The sequence below is a fragment of the Mycobacterium sp. DHQP2018-32-09 genome (genome assembly GCF_058148405.1).
Window position 1 is genome coordinate 131833 of the sequence record NZ_JBYVYK010000002.1, and the last position, 26324, is coordinate 158156.

Sequence of the window (26324 nt, forward strand, 5' to 3'; positions counted from 1 at the left end):
TGATCGTGGCGCCCGACACAGCAAGACTCGAGGCCATGAGCACCTCCCTCACCCCGCAGGCGTGGATCGACGACGCCGCCTGCGACCTGGCGGCGTTCCGCGCCCAGGTGCAGTGCGAGACGGTCCTCGGGGACTACCCCCACGCCACGGACGTGCGTCACGACGTGCTGGTGTACTCGGCGGAGACCCTGACGACGGCCCACCGCCAGTCGGTGCAGACCGAACTCATCCGCGCACTGGCCGACGGCCCCGGCGTCATCGTCGTCGAGGGCGCCGTCGACCAGGACGTCGTCGGGGCCGCGACGGCGGCGTTCACCGCGATCATCGACGAGCAGCGCGCGGCGGGCGGCGCCGCGGGCGACCACTTCGGCGCGGCGGGCGCCAACGACCGCATCTGGAACGCCGCCCAGAAGCTCGCCGTGCACTCCCCCCGCGTCTTCGCCGAGTACTACGCCGCCGACGCGCTCGCGGTCGTGTGTCAGGCGTGGCTGGGTCCGCGCTACCAGATGACGTCGCAGGTGAACGTCGTCAATCCCGGTGGCGCAGCCCAGGTTCCGCACCGCGACTATCACCTGGGCTTCGTCGACCCCGACCACCTGCGGGCCTACCCGGCGCACGTCCATCGGCTGTCGCCCACGCTGACCCTGCAGGGTGCGGTGGCCCACGGGGACATGCCGCTCGAGAGTGGCCCGACGATGCTGCTGCCGCACTCGCAACGCTTCACCGCGGGCTACGTGGCGTTCCATCGCCAGGAGTTCATCGACTACTTCGCACGACACCACGTCCAACTGCCGCTGCGCAGCGGCGACGCGGTGTTCTTCAACCCGGCGCTCTTCCACGGCGCGGGCACCAACTCGTCGGCCGACATTCGCCGCATGGCCAACCTGCTGCAGGTGTCGTCACCGTTCGGGCGGGCCATGGAATCGCTGGATCGCACGGCCATGGTCACCGCGGTGTACCCGCACCTGCTGGCGATGAAGGCCGAGGGCCGCCCCCACCGCGACCTCGCCAACGTCGTGAACGCCAGCGCGGAGGGCTACGCCTTTCCGACCAACCTCGACGCCGATCAACCCATCGGCAGCCTCGCGCCCCCGAGCCAGGTCGACACCGTGCTGGCCGCACTCGCACACGACCTCACCCCAGCCGAACTCGGCGAGGCACTCGCCGCACAGCAGGAACGGAGAATCCCATGACGACCCTCGGAGTGGTCGGACTCGGCCGCATCGGGGCGTTTCACACCGAAACGCTCTCGGGCCTCGACGGTCTCGACGGTCTGATCGTCACCGACGAGCGGGCCGACGTCGCCGCCGCAGTGGCGGCCAAACACGGCGTCACGGCCGTCGACACCGTCGACGACCTGCTGTCGGCGGGCATCGACGGTGTCGTCATCGCCGCGGCCACCCCGGCACACGCCGAGCTGACGCTGGCCGCCGTGCGTCGCGGCATCCCGACGTTCTGCGAGAAGCCCATCGCCTCGACGGCGGTCGAGAGCGCACGCGTGGCCGCCGAGATCGCGGCGACCGGCGTGCCGGTGCAGGTGGGTTACCAGCGCCGCTTCGACGGGGCCTTCGCCGCCGCCAAGCGGGCCGTCGACGGCGGCGGCCTCGGCAGGCTGCACACCGTGCGCAGCACGACCATGGATCCGGCGCCCCCGCCAATGGAGTACATCGCGGGCTCCGGCGGCATCTTCCGCGACTGCGCCGTGCACGACTTCGACGTCCTGCGGTGGATCACCGGCCAGAACGCCGTCGAGGTCTACGCCACCGGCACGGTCCAGGGCGACCCGGCGTTCGCCGAGTACGGCGACGTGGACACCGCGGCCGTCGTGGTCACCTTCGACGGCGGTGCGCTGGGCGTGGTCTCCAACGCCCGCTACAACGCCCGCGGGTACGACTGCCGGCTGGAGATCCACGGCTTCGACGACAGCGTGGTCGCCGGCTGGGACCAGGGTGCGCCCGTGCGCAACGTGGACGCCGGCACCACGTTCCCCGAAGGACCGGCCCACCACTTCTTCATGGACCGGTTCACCGAGGCGTTCCGCACGGAACTCGCCGCATTCGTCGCCGTCGCCAAGGGCGGCGACATCCAGGGCGCCACGGTGGCCGACGCGGTGGAAGTCGCGTGGCTGGCCGAGGCCGCCACCGAGTCACTGCGCCGCAAGGCGCCGGTGCGCATCGCGGAGGTACGGAACTCGTGACCACGACCATCAAGATCGCCGGGGCGCCCATCTCGTGGGGGGTCTGCGAAGTACCCGGCTGGGGACATCAGTTGAGCCCCGACCGCGTGCTCGGCGAGATGCGCGCCGCGGGGCTGAGCGCCACCGAACTGGGGCCCGAGGGTTTCCTGCCGACGGACCCCGCCGCGCTGGCCGAGACGCTGCGCCACCACCAGCTGTCGTGCGTCGGCGGCTTCGTGCCCGTCGTGCTGCACGACGCGGATCACGACCCCGAGACGGACCTGCTGGGGTCCCTGGCCGCCCTGAAGGCGGCCGGCGCCGGGGTGGCGGTGCTCGCGGCGGCGACGGGATCCGACGGGTACGACACCCGGCCGGAACTCGACGACGACCAGTGGGCGACGCTGCTGGCCAACCTCGACCGGTTGGCGGCCGTGGTCGCCGACGCCGGCCTGCTCGCGGTGCTGCACCCGCACGTGGGCACCATGGTCGAGACCCGCACCGACGTCGACCGGGTGCTGGCGGGATCGACCATCCCGCTGTGCCTGGACACCGGACATCTGATGATCGGCGGCACCGATCCGCTGGAGCTGGCCAAGGCCGTGCCCGGGCGCATCGCGCACACGCACCTCAAGGACGTCGACGCCGCCCTGGCCGCCCGCGTCCGCTCCGGCGAGCTGACCTACACCGACGCGGTGAAGGCGGGCATGTACACCCCGCTCGGCACCGGTGACGTGGACATCGCGGGTATCGTCTCGGTGTTGCAGGACAACGGTTTCGAAGGATGGTACGTGCTGGAGCAGGACACCATCCTGACCGCCGAACCCGCCGACGAGGGCCCGGTGCGCGACGTGCTGGCCAGCGTGGCGCACCTGCGCGCGGTGGTGTCATGACCGACGCACTGCGCATCGGCGTGCTGGGTGCCTCCCGCATCGCCGAGTCCGCCATCGTCGGCCCCGCGGCCGAACTCGGTCACCGGCTGGTGGCCGTGGCGGCGCGCGACCGTGGCCGCGCAGAGGCATTCGCCGAGGAACACGGCGTGGAAGGAGTCGTCGACGACTACCAGGCCGTCGTCGACCACCCCGACGTCGAGGTGATCTACAACCCGCTGGCCAATGCGCTGCACGCGCCCTGGAACCTGGCCGCCATCGCGGCAGGCAAGCCGGTGCTGAGTGAGAAACCGTTCGCGCGCAACGCATCCGAGGCCCAACGGGTGGCCGACGCCGCGACGACGGCGGGCGTGCCGGTGCTGGAGGGCTTCCACTATCTGTTCCATCCCGTCACTCAGCGGGCGTTCGGCCTCGCGGCCGACGGGTCGCTGGGCGACGTCACGCGGGTCGAAGTGCGCATGGGCATGCCGGCTCCGGGTGCCGACGATCCCCGCTGGTCCTTCGACATGGCAGGGGGTGCCCTGATGGACCTGGGATGCTATGGGCTGCACGTCATGCGCACGCTGGGGCGGATGGCGGCGCCGGGCATCGGCGGGGCCCCGGTCGTCGAGAGGGCCCGCGCCGAGGTGCGGGAACCCGACGTCGAGCCCCATGTCGACGCGCGATGCGACGTGGAGTTCTCCTTCCCCGGCGGCGCCACCGGGTTGTCGACGAATTCGATGCTGGACGAGGCGTTCTCGTTCACGATCGCGATCACGGGGACGGCGGGCGAGGTGCTGGTGCACGACTTCATCCGCCCTCACCTCGACGACCGCGTCACCGTCCGAACCGGCACCACGACCACCGTCGAGACGCAGGGCCGCCGTTCCAGCTATGCCCACCAACTGGAGGCGTTCGCGGCCCACGTGCGTCACGGCACACCGTTGCCGATCAACCTCGAGGACGCGGTGGCCAACATGGCGTTGATCGACGACGCGTATCGCGCGGCCGGGTTGCCGCCGCGGGGTTAACGCCCCTCGAAGCGGGCGGCGAGCGCGGTCAGCGTGTCCTCGATGCCTTCGGCGTTCTTGCGGGGCATGCCGAGCAGTTCGAGCACGAAGGGCACCTTGGCCGTGGAGTAGTCGAACGTCTCGGTGACCTTGGTGGTGCCGGCTCCGACCTCGGCGAGTTCCCAGCGCCACGTGTGCCCCATGGGGTGCCGCCATTCCACGACGCGGTCGTCCTCCACCCGTGTGGCCGTCGACGTGATCTTGTAGGGCACGCCGTACTGCGTCATCCCGACGGTGAACTCGTCCCCCACCTGCAGCCGGTGCGGACCCTTGACGTCGACGTCGCGCACCGTGCCGGACCCGTCGATCTCGGGGTGCCGGTGCGGGTCGACGATCAGCGCGAACACCTCGGCGATGGGCGCGGCGACCTGCACGCTGCGGCTCACGCTGCGCGGCCCCGCGTTCTCTGTCTTGAGCGTTGACGTGGTCATGTCGGCCAGATACCCGTCGGACCCGAGCGTCAACCTCGGGACCCGAGTGCGACGTCGGCGCGGTGGCCTTCGCCACCGCGCCGACGTCGAGGGACGCTACTTCGAGCCGCGCAGCTCGTGGGACAGGGCCTCCAACTCGTCGCCGCCGGCCATCTGCTGCGTGAGGTGCTCGAGCGTGATCTCGTCGTAGCTGCAGTCGAGCTTCTGGCGCCCGCGGTTCAGCAGCACGAAGTGATCACCCACCATGTGGGCGTGATGCGGATTGTGCGTGATGAAGACGACGCCGAACCCGGCTTCCTTGGCGGCGGTGATGTACTTCAGCACCACCCCCGACTGTTTGACGCCGAGCGCGGCCGTCGGCTCGTCGAGGATCAGCACGCGGGCGCCGAAGAACACCGCGCGGGCGATCGCCACGCACTGCCGCTGACCGCCGGACAGCGATCCGATGGGCGCGTCGACGTCGGGCAGATCGATGCCCATCTTCGACAGTTCGGTGAGCGTGGTGGCTCGCATCGCGTTGGCGTCGAGGGAGAACGGGAACGTCTTCCTGCGCAGCTCCTGGCCGAGGAAGAAGTTGCGCCACACCGGCATCAGCGGGACGACGGCCAGGTTCTGGTACACCGTGGCGATGCCCTTGCCGAGCGCGTCGGCGGGTGACGCGAACCGGGTGGGTTCGCCGTCGACGAGCAACTCGCCGTCGGTCTGCTGGTGCAGGCCGGCGATGATCTTGATCAGGGTCGACTTGCCCGCACCGTTGTCACCGAGGATCCCGGTGACCTCGCCGGCGTGCACCCGCAGACAGATGTCCTTCAGGGCGGTGATGTTGCCGTAGGTCTTGCCGACGTTCTTGAGTTCGACGAGCGGCACCTTGGTGCCGTCGGACGGGGCCTCGTGGGTTGCGTGATCGACGGTCGTGGTCATCGGGTCACCTCTTCGCGGCGTAGTTACGGAAGGCGTTGTTGGCGACCACCGCGAACAGCAGCATCGCGCCCAGGAAGAACTTGAACCAGTCGGGATCCCAGCCGGCGTAGACGATTCCCTGGTTGGTCATGCCGAAGATGAAGGCGCCGACGGCGGCCCCGATGGCGGTGCCGTAGCCGCCGGTGAGCAGGCAGCCACCGATGACGGCGGCGATGATGTAGAAGAACTCGTTGCCGATGCCCTGGCCGGACTGCACGGTGTCGAACGCGAACAGCAGGTGCATGCCCACGAACCAGCCGCAGAACCCGACGAACATGAACAGACCGATCTTGACCTTCGTCACCGGGACGCCGACGGCGCGGGCACTGTCGGCGTCGCCGCCGACGGCGAAGATCCAGTTGCCGATCTTGGTGCGGAACAGCACGTAGGTGGCGATGAGGGTGAACACGATCCACCACAGCACCGTCACGCGGATGCCCGCGCCGAAGACCGTGAAGGTCGACGAGAACACCTTCTGCGCCGAGGCCCAACCCTCCATGTTGCTCACGCTCTGCGTGGCCACCTGCCCGGCAAGGAGTTTGGTGACCGCGAGGTTGATGCCCGCGAGCATGAAGAACGTGCTCAACGTGATCAGGAAGCTGGGGATCTTGGTCTTCATCACCAGGAATCCGTTGAGGAATCCCACGCCGAGCGCCAGGACGAGCGCCAGCGCGGCACCGACCCAGAGGTTCAGGTGCAGGTTGTAGGCCAGCATGGAGGCCGCCAGCGAACTGAAGGTCACCGCGACGCCCGCGGACAGGTCGAACTCCCCGCCGATCATCAGCAGCGACACGCCGCACGCCATGATGCCGATGGTGGAGCTGGCGTAGAGGATCGTGGCGATCGACGACGCCTGCAGGAACGGGTCGGCCACGACCGAGAACAGCACGAAGATGCCGATGGCGCCGATGGTGGCGCCGATCTCGGGCCGAAGGATCAAGCGTTGCAGGCGATTGCGTTCCTTGACGCGTTCGTCACGCACCACCTCGTGCTTCGAGACGTCCAAGGCTTCCTGGGTAGTCATGAGTGGGCTCCTGGTCCCTAGCGGGTTCCGGCCTTGGCCAGATCTGCGATGGCGTCGATGTTGGACTGGTCGATGAACGACGGGCCGGTCAACGTGGCCTCGCCACCACCGATGAGGTTCTTGTTGTTCAGGTACAGCCACAGTCCGTCGATGGCGAGGTAGCCCTGCAGGTAGGGCTGCTGATCGACCGCCCACTGCACCTGGCCGCCCTTGATGGCGTCGACGAGGGCGGCGTTGGTGTCGAACGTGACGATCTTGGCACTGCTGCCCGCGTTACCCGCGGACTTGACGGCGGTGAGCGCGATCGGCGCACCCAGGGCGACCACGTGGTCGACGGTCGGGTCTTGCTGCAGCTTGGCGGTGATGGTCGCCTCGACCGAGGGCATGTCCTTGCTGTTGACGTTCAGGATCTCGGTCTGGCCCTTGAAGCCTTCCTTGACACCGGCACAGCGGGTTTCGAGCGCCACCTGACCCTGCTCCTGGATGACGCAGATGACCTTCTTGGCGCCGTCGGCGTTGAGCTTCTCACCGGCCGCGACCCCGGCCAGCTTCTCGTCCTGGCCGAAGTACTCCTGGACGCCCATGGCCTTCCAGTTGTCGTAGCCGGAGTTGAAGGCCACCACGGGGATGCCCTTGTCGAGGGCCGCCTTCACCGCGGGCGCCATGGCGTCGGGCTTGGCGAGCGTGACGGCGATGCCGTCGACGCCGCTGTCGATCGCGCTCTGCACCAGATTGGCCTGCGCGGGGGCCTCCGGGTCGTTGGAGTACCGCAGCTCGATGTTGTCCTTCTTGGCGGCCGCCTCGGCGCCCTTGCGGATGAGATCCCAGAAGGAGTCGCCGGGCACCTCGTGGGTGATCATCGCGACGGTCATGCGCGGGGTGTCGACGGTACCGCCGCCCCCACCGCCGGCGGACGTCTCGGGCTTGCCCCCGGTCGACGAGCACGACACCACGGCCACCGCCAGCACTCCCGCTCCGGCGAGCGCCGCGAGCCGCGTGAACCCCTTGCGCCGATCGTTCTTCGCGCACGTGCTCATAGAGTGTTTCTCCTTGTCCTCGGATCACCGTGGTGCGGAGCCGACCCCGTAGGCCGGTGCCGAGCATCACGCCTGTGTCCTGATGTAATACGGCTCACATCCGAAAGTCAAGACTTTGTTCGGACATTAGGACTGCATATCAAATACGGCGACGGCACGCGAGCCTCGACGAGGCCAGGAGACACCAGGCCAAACGACCTGCCGGACAACCACTTTCGGACAGACACCGGCGCGCAGCCGGCCCCCGGCCGCCGGCTCAGCGGTCGACGAGGGTGGTCTCGAAGTAGTAGCGCGAGGCCCGATAGCAGTGACTTCCGAACTCGACGGCCTTGCCCGAGTCGTCGAAGGCCGTGCGGGTCATGGTGAGCAACGGGGCGCCCACCTTCTCGTCGAGCAAGCCGGCCTCGGTCTTGTCGGCCGGCTTGGCCCCGATGCGCTGCCGGGCCAGCCGGATGTGCACGCCACGGGAGCGCAGGGCCTGGTACAGACCGCTGGCCTCCAGCTCCGCCGCGTCGGGAGCCAGCTCCGCAGGGAGGTGGTTGGTCATCACCGCCAGCGGTTCGCCGTTGGCGCACCGCAGCCGCTGGATGGTGACGATCTCCCGATCGGCGTTCAGATTCAGCTCGGCGGCGACGTCGTCGTCGGCGACGCCCGTCGAGTAGTCCAGCAGGCGCGTCGTGGGTTCCTGCCCGGCGCGCGCGAGATCGTCGAAGAGGCTCGTCAGCTCGACTCTGCGGTGCACGGGGTTCTGCACCACCTGGGTGCCGACGCCGCGCTTGCGCACCAGCAGACCCTTGTCGACCAGCTCCTGGATGGCGCGGCGCGTCGTCGGCCGCGACAGCGTCAGCCGGCTCGCGAGCGCGAGTTCGTTCTCGAATCGGTCACCGGGCGCCAGTTCGCCACTGCGGATGGCAGCCTCGATCGCCTGTGCCAGTTGGTAATACAGCGGCACCGGGCTCGACCTGTCGAGTTCGACCGTCAGGGGCACGTCGCCTCCCATCTGCAAGACCTGGTCAGGTGAGCCGAAGCCTAACATCGCTTGACCGAAAGTCAGAATGTCAGGACAAACTATTGACAGCACCGAGTGACGCGAGGCACAGTCGTCTTCGGACCTCCACACCATCGGCAACGGCAACGGGATCGGCAACGGCCCGACCATCTTCTGGGAGCCACCATGACCTACGACGACTCGTCACCCATCGACGATTCCGCAACCCATGACCGCGAGCAACCGTTCGACGTCGTCGCCATCGGACGCAGCGGCGTCGACGTCTACCCCTTGCAGACCGGGGTGGGACTCGAGGACGTCGAGACCTTCGGCAAGTTCCTCGGCGGCAGCGCGGCCAACGTGGCCGTCGCCGCGGCCCGGCTCGGCAACCGCACCGCGCTGATCTCCGGCGTGGGCAACGACCCGTTCGGCACCTACGTGCGCCACGAGCTGGCGCGCCTCGGCGTGGACAACCGGTTCGTCAGCACCCACGCCGAATACCCCACGCCCGTGACGTTTTGCGAGATCTTCCCGCCGGACCACTTCCCGCTGTACTTCTACCGCAAGCCGTCGGCACCCGACCTTCAGGTCACCGCCGACGACGTCGACCTCGACGCGGTCCGGTCCGCTCGGTTGTACTGGTCCACGGTCACCGGACTGTCCGAGGAGCCCAGCCGCAGCGCACACTTCGCCGCCTGGGAGGCTCGATCGGGCGCCACCGGCCGTACGCCCTTGACCGTGCTCGACCTCGACTACCGGCCGATGTTCTGGGCCACCCCGGCCGCGGCCACCGAGCAGATCCAGCGCGCCCTGCACCACGTCACGGTCGCCGTCGGCAACCGCGAGGAGTGCGAGATCGCGGTCGGAGAGACCAATCCGCACCGCGCCGCCGACGCGCTGCTGGACCTGGGCGTCGAACTGGCGATCGTCAAGCAGGGCCCGCGCGGGGTGCTGGGCAAGACCCGCCACAGCTCGGTCACCGTGCCGCCCAACGAGGTCGACGTGGTCAACGGGCTGGGCGCCGGAGATGCGTTCGGCGGCAGTCTGATCCACGGTCTACTGCACGGCTGGCCCCTGGAGAAGACGCTGCGGTACGCCAACGCCGCGGGTGCCATCGTGGCATCCCGGTTGGAGTGCTCGACGGCCATGCCGCACGCGGCCGAGGTCGCCGAACTCGCGGAGAAGACCGCCGAGGAGGCCGTCAATGTCTAGCATCACCGATTACGCGTCGCTGACCACGGTGCGCGCCACCGATCCCGGTGCCGTGGCCCGCGCCTGGGCCGAGCGCGCAGGCAGGCCCACCGTCCAGGGCGACGGACAGCTCATGATCGTCGCCGCCGACCATCCCGCCCGGGGCGCACTCGCGGTCGGCTCGCGCCCCACGGCGATGAACAGCCGCGCCGACCTGCTGGACCGGCTGCGCGCGGCGCTCGCCGACCCCGGCGTCGACGGCGTGCTGGCGACGGCCGACATCCTCGACGATCTGGTGCTACTGGGCGCTCTGGAGGACAAGGTGGTGTTCTCCTCGTTCAACCGTGGCGGCCTGGCCGGATCGGCGTTCGAGTTCGACGACCGGATGACGGGCGCCACCGCCGCGTCGACCGCCGCCGCCAAGATGAACGGCGGAAAGATGCTGTGCCGCATCGCACTCGACGACCCCGGCACCGTGGCGACCACGAGCGCGTGTGCGCAGGCCGTCGACGACCTCGCCGCCCACGGGCTCATCGCGATGGTCGAACCGTTCATGTCCCGGCGCGTCGACGGCAAGGTGCGCAACGACCTGTCCCCCGACGCGGTGATCAAGTCGATCCACATCGGCCAGGGCCTCGGCTCCACGTCTGCCTACACCTGGATGAAGCTGCCCGTCGTCGACGAGATGGACCGCGTGATGGAGGCGACGACGCTGCCGACGCTGCTGCTCGGCGGTGATCCCGCCGATCCCGACGAGGCCTTCGCCAGCTGGGAGAAGGCCCTGGCGCTGCCGGCCGTGCGCGGGTTGATCGTCGGGCGCACCCTGCTCTACCCACCCGACGACGACGTCGCCGGTGCCGTGTCCACTGCCGTCGCGATGGTGAGGTGAGCATGAACTCGACGTGGTACGTACCGGCGCGCAGCGCGACGCCGCCCTTGACCGTCGACGTCACGCCGGAGTCGGCGGGGTGGTCGGAATCCTCGCTGCGGGTCGTCGAACTCGGTGATTCCGGGTCGTTCGAGGCGACCACCGGGCCGACCGAGGTGATGATCCTGCCGCTGGCCGGGGGCGGCAGCGTCGCGTGCGGCGATCAGACCCTGGTCCTCGAGCCCAGGGGATCGGTGTTCGACGGCCCCTCGGACATGGTCTACCTCGGCATCGAGCAGGACTACGTGCTGTCCGGCCACGGCCGGTTCGCGATCTGCGGCGCGCGGGCCGCCAGTGCGTATCCCAACCGTCGGGTGGCCGCCGCCGACGTCCCGATCGAACTGCGCGGCGCGGGCAACTGCAGCCGGCAGGTGCACAACTTCGGCACGGCGACCGCCTTCGAGGCCGACTCACTGATCGCGTGCGAGGTGATCACCCCCGGCGGCAACTGGTCGAGCTACCCCGCGCACAAACACGACGAGAACAGCGACGTCGAGACCCAACTCGAGGAGATCTACTACTTCGAGATCGACGACGGCCCGACCGGCACACCGGGATTCGGCTACCACCGCGTCTACGGCACGCCGCAGCGCCCGATCGAGGTGCTCGAGGAGGTGCGCAGCGGCGACGTCGTGCTGGTGCCCCACGGCTACCACGGCCCCTCCATCGCCGCACCCGGCCACCACATGTACTACCTCAACGTCATGGCCGGTTCCGGACCCACGCGGGCCTGGCTGATCTGCGACGACCCCGACCACACGTGGCTGCGCGAGAGCTGGGAGCACCAGCAGATCGATCCGCGGCTGCCGCTGCACGAGACCCGAGGAGTCTGAAGCCATGGTGTCCACCGCGCCGAAGTCGACGGACAAGCTCGTCGACACCGAACCGACCGTCCGACTCACCGTCGCCCAGGCCACCGTCGCGTTCCTGGCCAAGCAGTACGTGGAGCACGACGGCGTGCGCACGAAGTTCTTCGCCGGGGCCCTCGGCATCTTCGGTCACGGCAACGTGGCGGGAATCGGTCAGGCGCTGCTGCAGGACGAGGTCGAATCCTTGCGCGCCGGAACCGAACCCGCCCTGAAGTACGTACTCGGCCGCAACGAACAGGCCATGGTGCACACCGCCGTCGCCTACGCCCGCCAACGGGACCGGCTGCAGACGTGGGCCGTCACCGCCAGCGTGGGGCCCGGATCCACCAACATGCTGACCGGCGCCGCGCTCGCGACCATCAACCGGTTGCCGGTGCTGCTGCTGCCGTCGGACACCTTCGCCACCCGCGTGTCATCGCCCGTACTCCAGGAACTCGAGCTGCCGTCATCGGGTGACGTGACGGTCAACGACGCGTTCAAGCCGCTGTCGCGCTACTTCGACCGCGTCTGGCGGCCCGAGCAACTGCCCGCGGCGCTACTCGGTGCCATGCGCGTGCTCACCGATCCGGTGGAGACCGGCGCGGCGACGGTGTCGATTCCGCAGGACGTGCAAGCCGAGGCGCACGACTGGCCGGAATCGCTGTTCGCCGAACGCACGTGGCACGTCGCGCGGCCCATGCCCGAACGCTCGATGATCGCCAAGGCCGCAAACGTGATCCGTGCGGCCCGGCGGCCGCTGATCGTCGCCGGCGGCGGGGTGCACTACGCGTTCGCCGAAGACGCCCTGGCGGCGTTCGCGGCGGCGACCGGGATTCCGGTCGCCGAGAGTCAGGCGGGCAAGGGCTCGTTGCGCTTCGATCACCCGCAGAGCGTCGGTGCCATCGGTTCCACCGGCACCACGGCCGCCAATGCGCTGGCGGCCGACGCCGACGTCGTCATCGGGATCGGCACGCGCTACAGCGACTTCACCTCCGCGTCGCGCACCGCGTTCAACGACCCCGACGTGCGTTTCGTCAACGTCAACGTGGCCTCGCTGGACTCGGTCAAGCAGGGCGGCATCAGCGTCGTCGCCGACGCCCGCGAGGCCGTCGAGGCGCTCGGTGCCGCACTGGGCGACTACGTCGTCGCCGACGAATACCGTTCTCGGGTGCGAGAACTCGCTACCGAGTGGGAGGACACCGTCTCGGCGGCGTACGCCACCGAGGACGGCGCGCAGCTCAACCAGAGCCAGGTCATCGGGCTGGTGAACACGCTCTCGGACCCCCGCGACGTCGTGGTGTGCGCGGCCGGCTCGATGCCGGGCGACCTGCACAAGCTGTGGCGCACCCGCGACCGCAAGGGGTATCACGTCGAGTACGGGTTCTCCTGCATGGGATACGAGATCGCCGGCGGCATCGGCGTCCGCATGGCCGCCCCCGACCGGGACGTGTTCGTCATGGTGGGCGACGGCTCCTACCTGATGATGGCCACCGAGATCGCGACCGCCGTCCAAGAGGGTGTCAAGATCATCCCGGTCCTGGTGCAGAATCACGGATTCGCCTCCATCGGTGGACTTTCCGAGTCGCTGGGGTCTCAACGCTTCGGCACCGCCTACCGGTATCGCAGCGACGACGGCCGGCTCGACGGCGCCACGCTGCCCGTGGATCTGGCCGCCAACGCGGCAAGCCTGGGCGCCGAGGTCATCAGGGTCGCCACCGCCGCCGAGTTCGCCGACGCGGTCAAGGTGGCCAAGGCCGCCGATCGCATCACCGTCATCCACGTGGAGACCGATCCGCTCGTCTACGCGCCGGACAGCCACTCCTGGTGGGACGTTCCGGTCAGCCAGGAGTCCACGCTGGAATCCACCCGGTCCGCGTATCAGCGCTACGCGGACTGGAAGAAGGTTCAGCGTGCCCTGCTCAAGCCCTCGGACCGGCCATCGGATCGCTAGCCGTCGAGCAGGACACGTACCCCTGCGCGGTCGACGCCCCCCTGCCCGTCGCCACGCGCACCCAGACATACCTGGGCGCGTGTGGCGTCCCCTCCGTTCGATTCACCTAGCGGCCACTTTTCCTTGGGAGAGAACGACATGACCGATCTCCGCGTCGCCGTCCTCGGCGTCGGCATCATGGGCGCCGACCACGTCGCCCGCCTGAACACCAAGATCTCCGGCGCCCAGGTGGCCGTCGTCAACGACTTCGTCACCGAGAAGGCCGAGCAGATCGCCGCCGGCATCGACGGGTGCCGGGCCGTCGTCGACCCGCTGGACGCCATCGCCGACCCGGGAGTCGACGCGGTGGTGCTGGCCACCCCCGGCCCGACACACGAGAAGCAGTTGCTGGCGTGCCTGGAGCACGGCAAGCCAGTGCTGTGCGAGAAGCCGCTCACCACCGACGCCACCACCTCGCTGCACGTGGTCAAGCGTGAGGCCGAATTGGGCAGACGCCTGATCCAGGTGGGCTTCATGCGCCGCTTCGACCACGAGTACACCCGGCTCAAGGCGCTGCTGGACTCCGGTGACCTCGGACGTGCCCTGGTGCTGCACTGCGCGCACCGCAACCCCGCCGTGCCACCGTCGTTCGACAGCGCCATGGTGGTGCGGGACTCGCTGGTCCACGAGGTCGACGTCACCCGGTTCCTGTTCGACGAGGAGATCACCTCCATCCAGATCATCAAGCCCGCAGCCAATCCCGGCGCCCCCGAGGGGCTGGTCGATCCGCAGATCGCGATCATGCGGACCGCGTCGGGCAAGCACGTCGACGTCGAGCTCTTCGTCACCACCGGCGTCGCCTACGAGGTGCGCACCGAGGTCGTCGCCGAGAAGGGCAGCGCCATGATCGGTCTGGACGTGGGCCTGATCCGCTCGTACGGCAACGGCGTGCGCGGCGGGCAGATCACGCCCGGCTTCCGGGAGCGCTTCGGGCAGGCCTACGACACCGAGTTCCAGCGCTGGGTGCACGCCGTCCGCGCCGGCGCCGCCACGGGTGACCACACCGACGGCCCGACGGCCTGGGACGGTTACGCCGCGGCTGCGGTGTGCGCGGCCGGCGTCGAGTCGCTCGACAGCGGCAGGCCGGTCGAGGTCACGATGGTCGAGCGAGCGTCCATCCCGGGAGCGTGACCATCACGTCGAGGTACGGCTCGTCACGTCGAAACCACGGTTGCTGACCCGTCTTCCGAGTCGAAACGTCACCAACCGCACGCTCGGCGGCGATGGTCGACCACGCGGCGGCTCTGGGGTCGACTCCGACCGAACGGGTACCCGGCGGGCATGTCGAAGCTCCTGTCCTGCCTGACGGTTGCGACCGTCCTGACCGCCTGCAGCGCGGCGCCCCCGGAGTCTGCTCCGCCACCGGCCGCCGCACCCGCCACCACGACCGGCCTGCTGCCACCCGGCGTCCCGACGGAAGGCACCCGCCCCCCGGCGGACGGCCTGCCGCCACCCGCCGAACCACGCCGCGCTCCTGCGCCTTCGGGGCCCGTCCCGGGTATGCAGATTCCGGTCGGCGACGCTCCCGAGGGCATCGTCGCCGACGAACGGACCCGGACGGTGGCCGTCGCCAAGCGCAATCCCGACGAACTGGTCCTCATCAACGCCGACACCGGCGTGATCACCGGCCGGACGCCGCTGCCGGGGGCGGTTCGCCATCTGCAGTTGGCCAAGCCGGGTGGCCCGGTCCTCGTCCCCGTGGAGAGCGCGAACGCGCTCGTCCGCGTCGACCTCCCACGGGGCTCCGCCGAACCGCGACTGATCACCGGGACCATCCCGCACGACGCCGCAGAGGCACCCAACGGGACGGTGTTCGTCGGCAACGAGCACGGCGGCACGGTCACCGTGGTCCGCGGCGACCAGATCGTCAAGGTGTTCACCGACAGCGTGCAACCCGCAGGCCTCGCCGCGACGGGCAACCGGATGGGACTGCTGGACGTCCGCAAGAACGACCTCACGATCTACGACACCGACGCGCTGACCATCCTCGGTTCGGTCCCCGCCGGAGACGGTCCGACCCACCTCGTCGCCGACCGCCACGGCAGGCTGATCGCCACCGACACCCGCGGCGACGCGATCCGCGTCTTCAGCACCGAACCGCGGGAACTGGCTCACGTGGCGCACGTCGGCGGCCCGTACGGCATCACCTACGACCCGACGCGCGACCTGCTCTGGGTGGCCTCGTCGGGAACCAACGAGGTGATCGGTTACGACATGGCGCAGGACACCCCCCGCGAGGTCAAGCGCGTGGCCACCGTGCAGAACCCCTACACGGTGGCGGTCGATCCGCTGACGGGGCGACTGTTCGTCGCCGGCGTCACCGCCGGGGTCGTCCAGGTCGTCGACCCCACCTGAGCGCCCGAACTAGGCTGGGCGTCATGGGTAGGGTCACCGCCCGCCGCAAGGCGAGCCACCTCACCGCGGACACCGCGTCGACACGCGCCGAGACGCTGGCCGTCGAGGAACCGTTGGAGATCCGCCTCAACGGCACCGCCATCACCGTCACGATGCGCACCCCCGGATCCGACGTGGAACTGGCCCAGGGGTTCCTGCTCACCGAGGGCGTGATCGGCAAGCGCGACGACATCGCCCGCGTCGCCTACTGCCGGGGCGCCACCGACGACGGCGTGAACACCTACAACGTGCTCGACGTGACGCTCGCTCCCGGCGTACCCATGCCCGACGTCGACGTCACCCGCAACTTCTACACCACGTCGTCGTGTGGCGTGTGCGGCAAGGCGTCGATCGACGCCGTCCGCACCGTCAGCAGACACTCCCCCGGCGACGACCCCGCCGTCGTCACCGCCGAGGCGCTCACCGCCATGCCGGACCGGCTGCGCGCCGCGCAGAAGGTCTTCGCCGCCACCGGGGGCCTGCACGGCGCCGCGCTGTTCGGCGTCGACGGCACGTTGGTGGCCGCGCGCGAGGACATCGGCAGGCACAACGCCGTGGACAAGGTCGTCGGGTGGGCCGTCGAGAACGAACGGGTGCCGCTGACCGGCACCGTGCTACTGGTCAGCGGCCGCGCCTCCTTCGAGCTGACGCAGAAGGCGGTGATGGCAGGCATCCCGATCCTGGCGGCCGTCTCGGCGCCGTCATCGCTGGCCGTGGACCTGGCCAGCCAGGCGGGCCTCACCCTCGTCGCGTTCCTCCGCGGCCGGTCCATGAACGTCTACACCAGAACCGATCGCGTGCGTCGCTGACGCTCGGCCGGGGACGCCGCCGGCGGCTAGGGTGACCCCGTGCCCGCCGACGCGACCGCCAAGACCACGGTCGGCGCGCGGGTGGTCGGCCTGTTCCGGATGCGGCCGTCGCCGCGGCGGTGGCCCAGCGGACTGCGCGCCGCGATCAGCACCGTGATCCCCATCCTCGTCGGCGGGGCGGCGGGGAACCTGGGTGCCGGCCTGATCGCGACGCTGGGCGCGTTCACGTGCCGCTTCGGAGGCGACCGGCCCTATCTGAACCGCGGTCTGCAACTCGCGATCATCGGTGCGGCCATGGCCGGGGCCGTCACCCTCGGCGCCTGGGTGGCACCGCTGCCCTGGCTGGCGGTGGTCACGGTATCGGCCATCGCGGTTGCCGCGGTGTGGCTCTGCTCGGCGTTGGCGGTCGGTCCGCCCGGGGCCTACATCTTCGTCATCGTCTGTGCGGCCGGGGTCGGGGTCTCGGCGTCTGGCCTGCCGCCGTGGCAGATCGGTCTGCTCGTGCTCGCCGGCGCCGCGCTGGCGTGGCTCACCCAGATGGCCGGCGCACTGGTCGATCCGCGAGGGCCGGAGAAGGCGGCCGTCCGGGTCGCTGGTGACGCGGTGGCCGCCGCGATCGAACGGCCCGACGACGTCGTGGCCCGCGGCCAAGCCGCTGCGGCGCTGTACCGCGGCTGGGACGTCCTGATCGGGTATCAACCGCTGGCGGCAGCGCCGGGCGGCACGCTCGATCGGCTGCGAGACGCCCAGCACGGGCTGCACGTGCTGTTCGCGACCGCGCTTCGGGCCGCGGCCGCCGGTCAGGCCGTGCCCTCCGACATCTCCGGGACCGCCGACATCTCCGGGACCTCCGACATCTCCGGGACCTCCGGGACCGCCGGGACCGCCGCCACCGCGCGAGCCCTCGGCCGACTCGCCGACGACCCCACGCGGATCGCGCACCGCGACCGCGACCGTGCCCCCCTGGGAGTGCCCACCGCCCGGGAACGGCTGCGCCACGCGGTGCGCGCGGGTGCACATACGCGGCGCGTCATGCTGCGCGTCGGCATCGCCGCACCCCTGGCCGGCGCCGCGGCCGCGCTGGCGGGGGCGGGCCACCTCTACTGGGCGATGGCGGCCGCCGTGCTGGTCCTGCACATGGGTGTCGACCGTGCCGCCACGCTGCGACGCGGCGCCGAGCGACTGGTGGGCACCTGGCTGGGGCTGGCCCTGGCCGCCGCCGTCCTGGTGCTGCACCCGCAGGGCTGGTGGCTCGCCCTGGTGGTGGGGGCATTGCAGTTCGTCATCGAGGTGCTGGTGACACGGAACTATGCGCTGGCCAGCGTCTTCATCACCTGCGCCGCGCTGACGGTGTCGACGGCCGCGCACCGCGTCGACGTCGGAGCCATCGTGATCGACCGCGCGCTGGACACCCTGATCGGCTGCGCCGTGGGCGTGGTGGTGTACCTGGCGTCGGCGTCGCGCCAGGAGGCGACGCGCGTGACGTCCGCCGTCGCCGACACGCTCGACCGCGTCGTCGCGGCGTCGCGGCACCTCGCCGACGGGCGGCCGGGCTCGTTGCCCGCCCGCGCGGCGCGCCGTGATCTGCAGCGAGCGGTCATCGAGTTGGCCGCCGCCCGCGATGCGGCGCGAAGCGGTTCACCGCGCCAACGCGCTGCCCTGGATGCGCTGGCCGCGACGGTGATCGCCACCGAACGCCTCGCCTATCTCGTCGTGTCCAGCTGCTGGGCCGCCGAGCACGGCGCACCCAACCTCCTCGCCGACGTCGACGCCGACGCGTACTGCGCGGCGCTGCAACGACTCTCGGATCGGGTTCGCGCCGGCGACCTCATCTCCGAGGATCTGGGCGCGCTCATTCCCACGATGAACCGAACGGGCCCCGGATCCTCAGATCCGGGGCCCGTTCGGTAGTCGATCGGAGGTGCGGCGTCAGGCGCTCTTGTCGCGCCGCTCGGACCGCGGCGACTTGCGCGGCACGATGGTCGGCAGCACGTTGTCCAGGACGGTCTCCTTGGTGACGACCACCTTGGCGACGTCGTCGCGGCTGGGGATGTCGAACATCACCGGATTGAGCACCTCTTCGAGGATCGCGCGCAGGCCGCGAGCACCGGTTCCCCGGTGGATGGCCTGATCGGCGACGGCCTCGAGGGCCTCCTCGGTGAACTCCAGCTCCACCCCGTCCATCTCGAAGAGTCGGGTGTACTGCTTGACCAAGGCGTTCTTGGGCTGCGACAGGATCTGCACCAGCGACTCGCGGTCCAGGTTCGTCACCGACGCCACGATCGGCAGACGCCCGATGAACTCGGGAATCAAGCCGAACTTGATCAGGTCCTCCGGCATCACGTCGGCGAAGTGGTCCTGCGTGTCGATCTCGGCCTTGGATCGCACCTCGGCGCCGAAGCCCAGACCCCGCTTGCCCACGCGGTCGGAGACGATCTTCTCCAGGCCGGCGAACGCACCCGCCACGATGAACAGCACGTTCGTGGTGTCGATCTGGATGAATTCCTGATGCGGGTGCTTGCGTCCACCCTGCGGGGGCACCGACGCCTGCGTGCCCTCGAGGATCTTCAGCAGCGCCTGCTGCACGCCCTCACCGGAGACGTCGCGCGTGATCGACGGGTTCTCGCTCTTGCGGGCGATCTTGTCGACCTCGTCGATGTAGATGATGCCGGTCTCGGCGCGCTTGACGTCGTAATCCGCCGCCTGGATCAGCTTGAGCAGAATGTTCTCGACGTCCTCGCCGACGTAACCCGCCTCGGTCAAGGCGGTGGCGTCGGCGATGGCGAACGGGACGTTGAGCATCTTGGCGAGCGTCTGCGCCAGGTAGGTCTTGCCACACCCGGTGGGGCCGAGCATCAGGATGTTCGACTTCGCCAGCTCGACGGGTTCGGCGCGCGAGTCGCGCGACTTCTCCCCGGCCTGGATGCGCTTGTAGTGGTTGTACACGGCGACGGCCAACGTGCGCTTGGCCGTGTCCTGGCCGATCACGTAGCCCTCGAGGAACTCCCGGATCTCCGCAGGCTTGGGCAGCTCGTCGAGCTTGACTTCGTCGGCGTCGGCGAGTTCTTCCTCGATGATCTCGTTGCAGAGGTCTATGCACTCGTCACAGATGTACACGCCGGGACCGGCAATGAGCTTCTTGACCTGCTTCTGGCTTTTCCCGCAGAACGAGCACTTCAGCAGATCACCGCCATCTCCAATGCGAGCCATAATCCTGCTGGCCTACTTTCTCGATCGCCGTCGATGTCTGTCGTCCGCGGATGGTGCCGGATGTGAAACCCGACGGTACCCGCTTGTTCGGTCGCCGTGCGACCGATAAAGCCGAATCGCCTCGGTGATATTCGGTCGCGTAGGAGGAGAACATATCCTCTGTCGCCCGCCCCGGCCGGTGGGACGCGCCACCGTGTCTCTGGCGTGTCGTGACCGTGGCCCGAATGGGCCCACCACCGCGGGGCGATCGGTACGCCGGAGCGCGCGCAGCGCTCCGGCTACCAACGTACCGTCCTGCCGGCGGATCGACCGGCGGGCAGGCTCACGCCTTCTGCGCGGAAAGCTTCCGGTACTCCAGCACGGTGTCGATGATCCCGTAGTCCTTGGCCTGCTCGGCGGTCAGGATCTTGTCGCGATCGGTGTCCTTGCGGACCGTCTCGGCATCCTTGCCGGTGTGCCGTGCCAGCGTCGTCTCCATCAGCGTGCGCATCCGCTCGATCTCCGCGGCCTGGATCTCCAGGTCGGAGAACTGCCCCTGAATGACGCCACCGAGCGACGGCTGGTGGATCAGCACACGGGCGTTCGGCAGCGCCAGGCGCTTGCCGGGCGTGCCCGCGGCCAACAGCACCGCGGCCGCCGACGCGGCCTGTCCGAGGCACACCGTCTGGATGTCGGCACGCACGTACTGCATGGTGTCGTAGATCGCCATCAGCGACGTGAACGACCCGCCCGGAGAGTTGATGTACATCGTGATGTCGCGGTCCGGGTCGAGCGATTCCAGCACCAGCAGCTGCGCCATGATGTCGTTCGCCGACGCGTCGTCCACCTGCACGCCGAGGAAGATGATGCGCTCCTCGAACAGCTTGTTGTACGGGTTGGACTCCTTGACGCCGAAGCTCGAGTGCTCGATGAACGACGGCAGGATGTACCGGGCCTGCGGCTGGACGCGAGCGTCCAGGGCCGGGTGGATCTGGTCGGTCATGGCTTCACTCCGTTGATGTTGGCGCTGGTGATGATGTGGTCCACGAAGCCGTACTCCAACGCCTCCTGCGCGGTGAACCAGCGGTCGCGGTCCGAATCGGCTTCGATGCGCTCGATGCTCTGGCCGGTGAACTCCGCGTTCAGCCGGAACATCTCCTTCTTGATCACCGCGAACTGCTCGGCCTGGATCGCGATGTCCGCGGCGCTACCGGTGACGCCGCCGAGCGGCTGGTGCATGAGGATGCGGGCGTGCGGAAGGGCGTGGCGCTTGCCCTTGGTGCCCGCGGCGAGCAGGAACTCGCCCATCGATGCGGCCATGCCCATGGCGTACGTCGCGACGTCGCACGGGGCGAGCACCATCGTGTCGTAGATCGCCATGCCCGCGCTGATCGAACCACCGGGCGAGTTGATGTAGAGGTTGATGTCCTTGGTGGGATCCTCCGCCGACAGCAGCAGGATCTGCGCGCACAGCCGGTTGGCGATGTCGTCGTCGACCTGCGACCCCAGGAAGATGATGCGCTCGGAGAGCAACCGCTCATAGACCGAGTCGACGAGGTTGAGCCCCGACGAGCTCGAACGCATGTCAGTCACGACTGGATACCTGCTTTCTCGAGTATTCGTACTCGCCATTCACGTCCACCGACACTAACCAACGCGCGCCGGATGGGAGTCCCCGAAGTGCCGCCGTTCGCTCACAGCGTCACCTCGCCGGCTCACTTCGCGTCGTCGGCCGTCTCGGCGTCGGTGGTCTCGTCGCCCGCGTCGTCGGCCGTCTCGTCGGCCGTCTCGTCGGTGCTGGCCAGCGCCGCGTCGGCGCCGGGCTGCCCCGACGGTCCGAAGAACTCCGCGGTGTCGATGTCGTTGCCGTCCGTGTCGGTGACCGTGGCGCCGTGGACCACGGCGGCGATGGTCAGACCGCGGCGGACGTCGGCGAACATCGCCGGCAGCTGATTGTTCTGCTGCAGCACCTGCAGCAGCTGCTGCGGCTCGATGCCGTACTGCCGCGACATCAGCACCAGCCGCTCGGTGAGGTCGTTCTGGCCGACCTCGATCTTCAACTCGTCGGCGACGGCGTCCATGAGCAGCTGCGTCTTGACGGCCTTCTCCGCGTTGCTGCGGTTGTCGGCGTCGAACTCCTCGCGGCTGCTGCCTTCCTTCTTCAGGGTCTCCTCGAAGGCGGCCTCGTCGTGGTCGAGCCCGTGGATGGCGTTGTGCAGGGTGTCGTCGACCTGCTGCTGCACGATGGCCTCGGGCAGGGGCACCTCGGTCTGGTCGAGCAGGGCCTCGAGGGCCTTGTCCCGGATCTGCTCGGCCTGGTGGATGCGCTTGACGCGCTGCACCTGCTCGACGAGGTTGGCCTTCAGCTCGTCGATGGTGTCGTATTCGCTTGCCAGCTGGGCGAACTCGTCGTCCGGCTCGGGCAGCTCGCGCTCCTTGACGGAGTTCACCTTGACGGTGACCTCGGCGTCCTCGCCGGCGTGCTCACCGGCGACGAGCTTGGTGGTGAAGGTCTTGGACTCGCCGGCCGCGAGGCCCTTGATGGCGTCGTCGAGACCGTCGATCAGGTTGCCGGAGCCGATCTGGTGGGACAGGCCCTCCGTCTTGGCATCGGCGACCTCTTCGCCGTTGACCGTGGCGGACAGGTCGATGGAGACGAAGTCGTCGTCACCGGCGGCGCGCTCGACGGCCTTGAGCGTGCCGAAGCGGGCGCGCAGGTTCTGCAGCTCGGTGTCGACCTCGTCGTCGGAGACCTCGATCGGGTCCACCTCGATCTTGAGGGCGGACAGGTCCGGCAGCGAGATCTCGGGGCGGACGTCGACCTCGGCGGTGAAGACCAGGTCCTGGCCGTACTCCTTGTTGGTGATGTCGATCTCGGGCTGCCCGAGGGGCTGCACCTCGGAGGTGGTGACGGCCTCGCTGTACCGGCCCGGCATGACCTCGCCGACCACCTGGTCGAACATGGCCTGCTTGTCGACGCGCTGCTCGAGCAGCTTCACGGGCACCTTGCCGGGACGGAAGCCGGGCAGTCGAACCGACTTGGCCATCTCCTTGTAGGCACGGGTGAAGTCGGGCTCCAGCTCAGTGAAGGGCACCTCCACGTTGATGCGAACCCGGGTCGGGCTCAACTTCTCGACGGTGCTCTTCACTGCTGTACTCCTTGCATGGTTGTCCGTTGCATGTACGTCCGATGTCGCGGTCTGTCGGGGTGACAGGATTTGAACCTGCGGCCTTCCGCTCCCAAAGCGGATGCGCTACCAAGCTGCGCTACACCCCGGTCTGTCGTGCCGACGAGATACTACGGCCTGGACACGCGACGCATTCAATTGGATTTGACTACGTCGTCGCCGGTACAGTCTGCGGTGCAGTGCACGCGGGCGTAGCTCAATGGTAGAGCCCTAGTCTTCCAAACTAGCTACGCGGGTTCGATTCCCGTCGCCCGCTCCACAGGTACCAGCGCAGAGGCCGTCAACCACCGGGTTGGCGGCCTCTCCCGTACCCCCGCCCTACCCCCGTAGCGGTATCGAACGCACGGTCACCATCGCTCACCACCAGACCTTCTGGCACCACTCACAGCCGAGCTGTCATGGCAATTCGAAGAGAATTCTCTGGCAGGACGAATAGAAAAAATGTGGCTAGCGTTGCCAAAGTGGCTAAAGATGCTGGTGAGGCGATTTTCACTCACGCATTGGAGTCAAGTCGGCGGCGACGTGGCAAATGACTTACATCGGTGTCATTAATAGCTGGCATAATCGGTTGCAAGGAAAGGCAGGTCAACGTCATGGCAACAGTAACCGAGCACTACGGCATCAGCGGGGACGTGCCGTTTCTCAATGTGCACGTCGACCGCGACAACCTCATTTTCCTCGACCCGAGCGCCATCAGAAACGACGCTTCATCGCGAGGTCGGGCCGCTTACCGGCAGTTGCGCTCGCTCTTTAGCCAAGTCGTGGCAGCTGCTCGGAGTGACGATCCCGTAGAACACGACCGGGGCCGCCAGCTTCTCCGCCACCTGCACGAGCCGAACGAGACGCGATTGGGCATGTCGCGCGGTGGTGCCCACGGCAAGGGGTTCGGCGACGAACTCTCCGACAGCTTCTGGGACGAGCTGCGGGCGAACCCCGCCTGTCAGAGCGCCGTCTTGGAACGTCTAGAGGACACACGCATCTTCTTGGGGCACGTTGGCGATGACCGGATCTCGGACATGACGACCCGCATCATCTTCAATGTTCTCGCCGAGTTCACGCAGGAGATGATGGGAATTTATCCCGCATTGCAGGCCGGGGCAACCACTAAGTCGAGCGACGTCTGGGTGGAGGGCACTGGTTGGCAGTCTCAGAACTTCACCCTCCCGCACTGCGCCGGAAAGCAACTGTTATTGGTTCCTCGCGAGTGGGTGTACTGGCGGACGCTGATGGAGCCCGTGCAGTTCTACAACCGCTTCGCCACCCAGGTCGTGCAAGACGAAACCGCGACCGTCGACAAGAAGGGCAAGCGGACGGCACGCTCAAAGCAGAGCATCAAGAAGGACAACCCTGCCGTGCGGCCACTCAACAACGCCAAGGCTGTCGAGTACAAAACCGAGCACGATCGTGATCTGTGCCGAGAGTATCGCGGCTTCGTCGACTCGAATTTTGAGCCGATGACCGCGGAAGAGGCCGCTCGACGCATGCGTTAGCCCCTTAACTGAATTACATTCCCCGCGTGAGCTTCTGACGCTGCAGTAGCCATGTGGTCGAGGGCGTCCATCGCATCAGCGTGATCGTCCTCCAACAGGTGCGCGTAGACCGACTCTGTCGTGCTGGGCTTGGAGTGGCCCATGAACCGGCTCACCTCAAACATCGGTCGCCCCGCCGCGATGCACAGCGACGCGTATGTGTGGCGTAGAGGGTGGAACTTCAGCCCCGGCGGGAGCAGCACGTTCGACCCGCTCGCAGCGGCGACGCGGTTCGCTCGCAACACTGCTGGACGGTACACCGCCTTGTAGAACGTCGCGTGGCGCAGCGGCGAGTTCCAGTCGAGGACCAACCGCGCCTCGGCGTCCTCCACCGATAGCCCCGCCAGGGCGTGTGCCTGCCGCGCGGCGACGCCCTTTGCGTCCTCGGTGTGACCGTCGTCGCCTGTGAAGGTCGCCCGCACACCCGCGGGACGGTCAACCAGCAAGGCCATCCCGGGGAACAACGGCGCACCCAGTTCTGCGCGACGCGGGTGGGTGGCCAGATAGTCGCGGAGGATCTTGCGGGTGTGCGCCGGGAGCGGCACCCGACGACGACTCCCCCGGGTCTTCGGGGCGACGTACCTCAGCTCACCGCCAAGCGTCGCCACCGTGCGCTGCACATTCACGTAACCGCCCCGGGCCGGGGCGTTCGGGTTGGCGGAGACCTTCGGCAGCGCGACGTCTCCCACCTGCAACCCTGCCAGCTCAGCAGCCCGCAGCCCCGACCACGCGGCCAGGTGGACCAGAACGTTGTACGGCCAAGGCGTAGCGGCAACGAGCGCCGAAACCTGAGCCGCGGTGAGGAACTGATCGGGGTCGTCCACGGTCACGTTGCGGCCGGTGTTGTGGTCGGTGGGCAACTTGATGTGCTTCTTCTCGACTGGGTTAGCGGGGATTCGCCCCTCCACGTACGCGAACGTCAACACCTGATGCACCAGGAAGTACGCGTTGCGCACAGTGGAGGGTTTCTTACCCGCCGCGATCATTCGGTTCACCCACCCCTGCACGTCGGCGCGGGTGATTGAGTTCAGCGGACACGACCCGAACACCGGGTCAATCCGCAGATGCGCGAGAGGCTTGTGCCGTTTGGACGTGGCGTCGGTCGTCGGGGCCAGGGCGTCTCGGTACGCCGCCAGCGTGGTCGGCTTGAGATCGGCGCGGCTCGCGAGCCACTCCTCCGCGGTCGCGCGGAACGTTGCCTGTCCTGCGCTCGGGTCCACTGCAACCCCGCGACGAACCTTCGGGTCGACCTCGGTGGCGACATAGTCGCGGGCGGCGCGCATCGTCGCGAAGCCACCCTTGGAACGATCGGTGCCGTTCGGCTCTCGCCACTTCACGATGTAGTTGGGTGCGCCCTTGGCGGTTACGCGCTTCTGGATGCGGGCCATCGTCTACCAGTCCTGGAGTTCGTCGTCGGTGAAGTGGACGGGCGGCAGCATCATCGTCCCGCCGAGGGAGTCGGTCGGCAGCAGGTCCGGGGCGGGCTCGTGGTCTCGGACCTCTCCCTCGCTCGCGGCCTCGCGGAGGGGCCTGCCGTTCTTGGGCCGCAGTAGGGGCCGGTCCAGGTCTCGCGTGGTCGCCTCGAAGATGCGGTTCTCTAGCGAGCGCTGTAATTGGTGGCGGCGGTCGAGTTCAGCGTCGAGCGCCTTGGCTTCGGGGTCGTGGGTGGAGTCGCGGAAGCGGGAGTTGGCGGCGTGGTCGGGCAC

The 26324-nt window shown here is 68.7% G+C and carries 24 protein-coding genes, 2 tRNA genes and 1 pseudogene; 15 read left to right on the forward strand and 12 right to left on the reverse strand.

Annotated features, from left to right (window positions below; translation table 11 throughout):
• Positions 1-35: 35 nt before the first annotated feature.
• The 4 genes from AC30CM_RS02135 to AC30CM_RS02150 are packed head-to-tail and all read left to right on the forward strand — an operon-like array spanning position 36 to position 4073.
• Complete coding sequence (locus AC30CM_RS02135; protein ID WP_490115172.1) at positions 36-1193, forward strand: phytanoyl-CoA dioxygenase family protein; 1158 nt, start codon at positions 36-38, stop codon at positions 1191-1193.
• Positions 1190-2197, forward strand: a complete 1008-nt coding sequence (locus AC30CM_RS02140; RefSeq protein WP_490115173.1) for a Gfo/Idh/MocA family protein — start codon at positions 1190-1192, stop codon at positions 2195-2197. Before AC30CM_RS02135 ends, AC30CM_RS02140 begins: the two co-directional genes overlap by 4 nt.
• Positions 2198-2205: 8 nt before the next feature.
• Entirely contained in the window at positions 2206-3066 is an 861-nt protein-coding gene (locus tag AC30CM_RS02145) for a sugar phosphate isomerase/epimerase family protein (RefSeq protein WP_490115241.1), read from the forward strand.
• Positions 3063-4073 (forward strand): Gfo/Idh/MocA family protein, encoded by a 1011-nt coding sequence (locus tag AC30CM_RS02150; protein WP_490115174.1) that lies wholly within the window; start codon positions 3063-3065, stop codon positions 4071-4073. Before AC30CM_RS02145 ends, AC30CM_RS02150 begins: the two co-directional genes overlap by 4 nt.
• Here the strand turns inward: AC30CM_RS02150 and AC30CM_RS02155 are convergent.
• The 5 genes from AC30CM_RS02155 to AC30CM_RS02175 form a co-directional block, all read right to left on the reverse strand.
• Positions 4070-4543 (reverse strand): SRPBCC family protein, encoded by a 474-nt coding sequence (locus AC30CM_RS02155; protein WP_490115175.1) that lies wholly within the window; start codon positions 4541-4543, stop codon positions 4070-4072. The two genes, AC30CM_RS02150 and AC30CM_RS02155, sit on opposite strands and share 4 nt — an antisense overlap.
• A 96-nt stretch (positions 4544-4639) precedes the next feature.
• Entirely contained in the window at positions 4640-5464 is an 825-nt protein-coding gene (locus tag AC30CM_RS02160; protein WP_490115176.1) for an ATP-binding cassette domain-containing protein, read from the reverse strand.
• Between the two features lie 4 nt (positions 5465-5468).
• On the reverse strand, positions 5469-6527 hold the full coding sequence (locus AC30CM_RS02165) for an ABC transporter permease (RefSeq protein WP_490115177.1): 1059 nt from the start codon (positions 6525-6527) through the stop codon (positions 5469-5471).
• Positions 6528-6544: 17 nt separating this feature from the next.
• A complete protein-coding gene (locus AC30CM_RS02170) occupies positions 6545-7564 on the reverse strand; it encodes a substrate-binding domain-containing protein (protein WP_490115178.1) in 1020 nt (339 codons plus the stop codon).
• A 256-nt stretch (positions 7565-7820) separates the two neighbouring features.
• Positions 7821-8564 carry a GntR family transcriptional regulator gene (locus AC30CM_RS02175; protein WP_490115179.1) on the reverse strand — a complete coding sequence of 248 codons (744 nt, stop codon included), beginning with the start codon at positions 8562-8564 and terminating at the stop codon, positions 7821-7823.
• 174 nt (positions 8565-8738) lie between these two features.
• Between AC30CM_RS02175 and iolC the strand changes: the two genes are divergently transcribed.
• The 9 genes and pseudogenes from iolC (at position 8739) to AC30CM_RS02220 (ending at position 18623) form a co-directional block, all read left to right on the forward strand.
• A complete protein-coding gene (gene iolC / locus AC30CM_RS02180; protein ID WP_490115180.1) occupies positions 8739-9764 on the forward strand; it encodes a 5-dehydro-2-deoxygluconokinase in 1026 nt (341 codons plus the stop codon).
• Positions 9757-10632 (forward strand): Cgl0159 family (beta/alpha)8-fold protein, encoded by an 876-nt coding sequence (locus AC30CM_RS02185; protein ID WP_490115181.1) that lies wholly within the window; start codon positions 9757-9759, stop codon positions 10630-10632. The genes iolC and AC30CM_RS02185 overlap by 8 nt, the downstream gene beginning before the upstream one ends.
• A gap of 2 nt (positions 10633-10634) precedes the next feature.
• Positions 10635-11504 (forward strand): 5-deoxy-glucuronate isomerase, encoded by an 870-nt coding sequence (iolB, locus tag AC30CM_RS02190; RefSeq protein ID WP_490115182.1) that lies wholly within the window; start codon positions 10635-10637, stop codon positions 11502-11504.
• Positions 11505-11508: 4 nt separating this feature from the next.
• Positions 11509-13470: a 3D-(3,5/4)-trihydroxycyclohexane-1,2-dione acylhydrolase (decyclizing) gene (gene iolD / locus AC30CM_RS02195; protein WP_490115183.1), complete on the forward strand. Its 1962-nt coding sequence runs from the start codon at positions 11509-11511 to the stop codon at positions 13468-13470.
• Between the two features lie 2 nt (positions 13471-13472).
• A pseudogene (locus AC30CM_RS02200) lies at positions 13473-13580 on the forward strand (2-keto-myo-inositol dehydratase); the annotation flags it as partial.
• A 28-nt stretch (positions 13581-13608) separates the two neighbouring features.
• On the forward strand, positions 13609-14640 hold the full coding sequence (locus AC30CM_RS02205; protein ID WP_490115184.1) for a Gfo/Idh/MocA family protein: 1032 nt from the start codon (positions 13609-13611) through the stop codon (positions 14638-14640).
• A 150-nt stretch (positions 14641-14790) separates the two neighbouring features.
• A complete protein-coding gene (locus AC30CM_RS02210) occupies positions 14791-15864 on the forward strand; it encodes a YncE family protein (RefSeq protein ID WP_490115185.1) in 1074 nt (357 codons plus the stop codon).
• 23 nt (positions 15865-15887) lie between these two features.
• Positions 15888-16712 (forward strand): formate dehydrogenase accessory sulfurtransferase FdhD, encoded by an 825-nt coding sequence (gene fdhD, locus AC30CM_RS02215; protein ID WP_490115186.1) that lies wholly within the window; start codon positions 15888-15890, stop codon positions 16710-16712.
• Between the two features lie 39 nt (positions 16713-16751).
• Positions 16752-18623 (forward strand): FUSC family protein, encoded by a 1872-nt coding sequence (locus AC30CM_RS02220; protein ID WP_490115187.1) that lies wholly within the window; start codon positions 16752-16754, stop codon positions 18621-18623.
• Between the two features lie 18 nt (positions 18624-18641).
• Here the strand turns inward: AC30CM_RS02220 and clpX are convergent, their stop codons facing one another.
• From clpX to AC30CM_RS02245, 5 genes are all read right to left on the reverse strand, one after another.
• Positions 18642-19922: an ATP-dependent Clp protease ATP-binding subunit ClpX gene (gene clpX, locus AC30CM_RS02225; protein WP_490115188.1), complete on the reverse strand. Its 1281-nt coding sequence runs from the start codon at positions 19920-19922 to the stop codon at positions 18642-18644.
• Positions 19923-20244: 322 nt separating this feature from the next.
• Entirely contained in the window at positions 20245-20904 is a 660-nt protein-coding gene (clpP2, locus tag AC30CM_RS02230; protein ID WP_490115189.1) for an ATP-dependent CLP protease proteolytic subunit ClpP2, read from the reverse strand.
• Positions 20901-21533 (reverse strand): ATP-dependent Clp protease proteolytic subunit, encoded by a 633-nt coding sequence (locus AC30CM_RS02235; RefSeq protein ID WP_490115190.1) that lies wholly within the window; start codon positions 21531-21533, stop codon positions 20901-20903. The genes clpP2 and AC30CM_RS02235 overlap by 4 nt, the downstream gene beginning before the upstream one ends.
• Positions 21534-21616: 83 nt before the next feature.
• Positions 21617-23050: a trigger factor gene (tig, locus tag AC30CM_RS02240; RefSeq protein ID WP_490115191.1), complete on the reverse strand. Its 1434-nt coding sequence runs from the start codon at positions 23048-23050 to the stop codon at positions 21617-21619.
• Positions 23051-23104: 54 nt separating this feature from the next.
• Positions 23105-23178, reverse strand: a tRNA-Pro gene (locus AC30CM_RS02245).
• 96 nt (positions 23179-23274) lie between these two features.
• On the opposite strand from AC30CM_RS02245, the gene AC30CM_RS02250 reads away from it, so the two are divergent.
• A tRNA-Gly gene (locus AC30CM_RS02250) sits at positions 23275-23348 on the forward strand.
• Between the two features lie 334 nt (positions 23349-23682).
• Positions 23683-24579: a DUF8370 family protein gene (locus tag AC30CM_RS02255; protein ID WP_490115192.1), complete on the forward strand. Its 897-nt coding sequence runs from the start codon at positions 23683-23685 to the stop codon at positions 24577-24579.
• On the opposite strand, the gene AC30CM_RS02260 is transcribed toward AC30CM_RS02255, so the two are convergent.
• Positions 24576-26006 carry a tyrosine-type recombinase/integrase gene (locus tag AC30CM_RS02260; RefSeq protein ID WP_490115193.1) on the reverse strand — a complete coding sequence of 477 codons (1431 nt, stop codon included), beginning with the start codon at positions 26004-26006 and terminating at the stop codon, positions 24576-24578. The two genes, AC30CM_RS02255 and AC30CM_RS02260, sit on opposite strands and share 4 nt — an antisense overlap.
• Before the next feature lie 3 nt (positions 26007-26009).
• Positions 26010-26324 (reverse strand): hypothetical protein, encoded by a 315-nt coding sequence (locus AC30CM_RS02265; RefSeq protein ID WP_490115194.1) that lies wholly within the window; start codon positions 26322-26324, stop codon positions 26010-26012.

Excerpts from the sequence above, each read along its gene's own strand:
- AC30CM_RS02135 (WP_490115172.1), top strand. The coding sequence starts at position 36 with ATGAGCACCTCCCTCACCCCGCAGGCGTGGATCGACGACGCCGCCTGC.
- AC30CM_RS02140 (WP_490115173.1), top strand. The coding sequence starts at position 1,190 with ATGACGACCCTCGGAGTGGTCGGACTCGGCCGCATCGGGGCGTTTCAC.
- AC30CM_RS02150 (WP_490115174.1), top strand. The coding sequence starts at position 3,063 with ATGACCGACGCACTGCGCATCGGCGTGCTGGGTGCCTCCCGCATCGCC.
- AC30CM_RS02155 (WP_490115175.1), bottom strand. The coding sequence starts at position 4,543 with ATGACCACGTCAACGCTCAAGACAGAGAACGCGGGGCCGCGCAGCGTG.
- AC30CM_RS02160 (WP_490115176.1), bottom strand. The coding sequence starts at position 5,464 with ATGACCACGACCGTCGATCACGCAACCCACGAGGCCCCGTCCGACGGC.
- AC30CM_RS02165 (WP_490115177.1), bottom strand. The coding sequence starts at position 6,527 with ATGACTACCCAGGAAGCCTTGGACGTCTCGAAGCACGAGGTGGTGCGT.
- AC30CM_RS02170 (WP_490115178.1), bottom strand. The coding sequence starts at position 7,564 with ATGAGCACGTGCGCGAAGAACGATCGGCGCAAGGGGTTCACGCGGCTC.
- AC30CM_RS02175 (WP_490115179.1), bottom strand. The coding sequence starts at position 8,564 with ATGGGAGGCGACGTGCCCCTGACGGTCGAACTCGACAGGTCGAGCCCG.
- iolC (WP_490115180.1), top strand. The coding sequence starts at position 8,739 with ATGACCTACGACGACTCGTCACCCATCGACGATTCCGCAACCCATGAC.
- AC30CM_RS02185 (WP_490115181.1), top strand. The coding sequence starts at position 9,757 with ATGTCTAGCATCACCGATTACGCGTCGCTGACCACGGTGCGCGCCACC.
- iolB (WP_490115182.1), top strand. The coding sequence starts at position 10,635 with ATGAACTCGACGTGGTACGTACCGGCGCGCAGCGCGACGCCGCCCTTG.
- iolD (WP_490115183.1), top strand. The coding sequence starts at position 11,509 with ATGGTGTCCACCGCGCCGAAGTCGACGGACAAGCTCGTCGACACCGAA.
- AC30CM_RS02205 (WP_490115184.1), top strand. The coding sequence starts at position 13,609 with ATGACCGATCTCCGCGTCGCCGTCCTCGGCGTCGGCATCATGGGCGCC.
- AC30CM_RS02210 (WP_490115185.1), top strand. The coding sequence starts at position 14,791 with ATGTCGAAGCTCCTGTCCTGCCTGACGGTTGCGACCGTCCTGACCGCC.
- fdhD (WP_490115186.1), top strand. The coding sequence starts at position 15,888 with ATGGGTAGGGTCACCGCCCGCCGCAAGGCGAGCCACCTCACCGCGGAC.
- clpX (WP_490115188.1), bottom strand. The coding sequence starts at position 19,922 with ATGGCTCGCATTGGAGATGGCGGTGATCTGCTGAAGTGCTCGTTCTGC.
- clpP2 (WP_490115189.1), bottom strand. The coding sequence starts at position 20,904 with ATGACCGACCAGATCCACCCGGCCCTGGACGCTCGCGTCCAGCCGCAG.
- AC30CM_RS02235 (WP_490115190.1), bottom strand. The coding sequence starts at position 21,533 with ATGGCGAGTACGAATACTCGAGAAAGCAGGTATCCAGTCGTGACTGAC.
- AC30CM_RS02255 (WP_490115192.1), top strand. The coding sequence starts at position 23,683 with ATGGCAACAGTAACCGAGCACTACGGCATCAGCGGGGACGTGCCGTTT.
- AC30CM_RS02260 (WP_490115193.1), bottom strand. The coding sequence starts at position 26,006 with ATGGCCCGCATCCAGAAGCGCGTAACCGCCAAGGGCGCACCCAACTAC.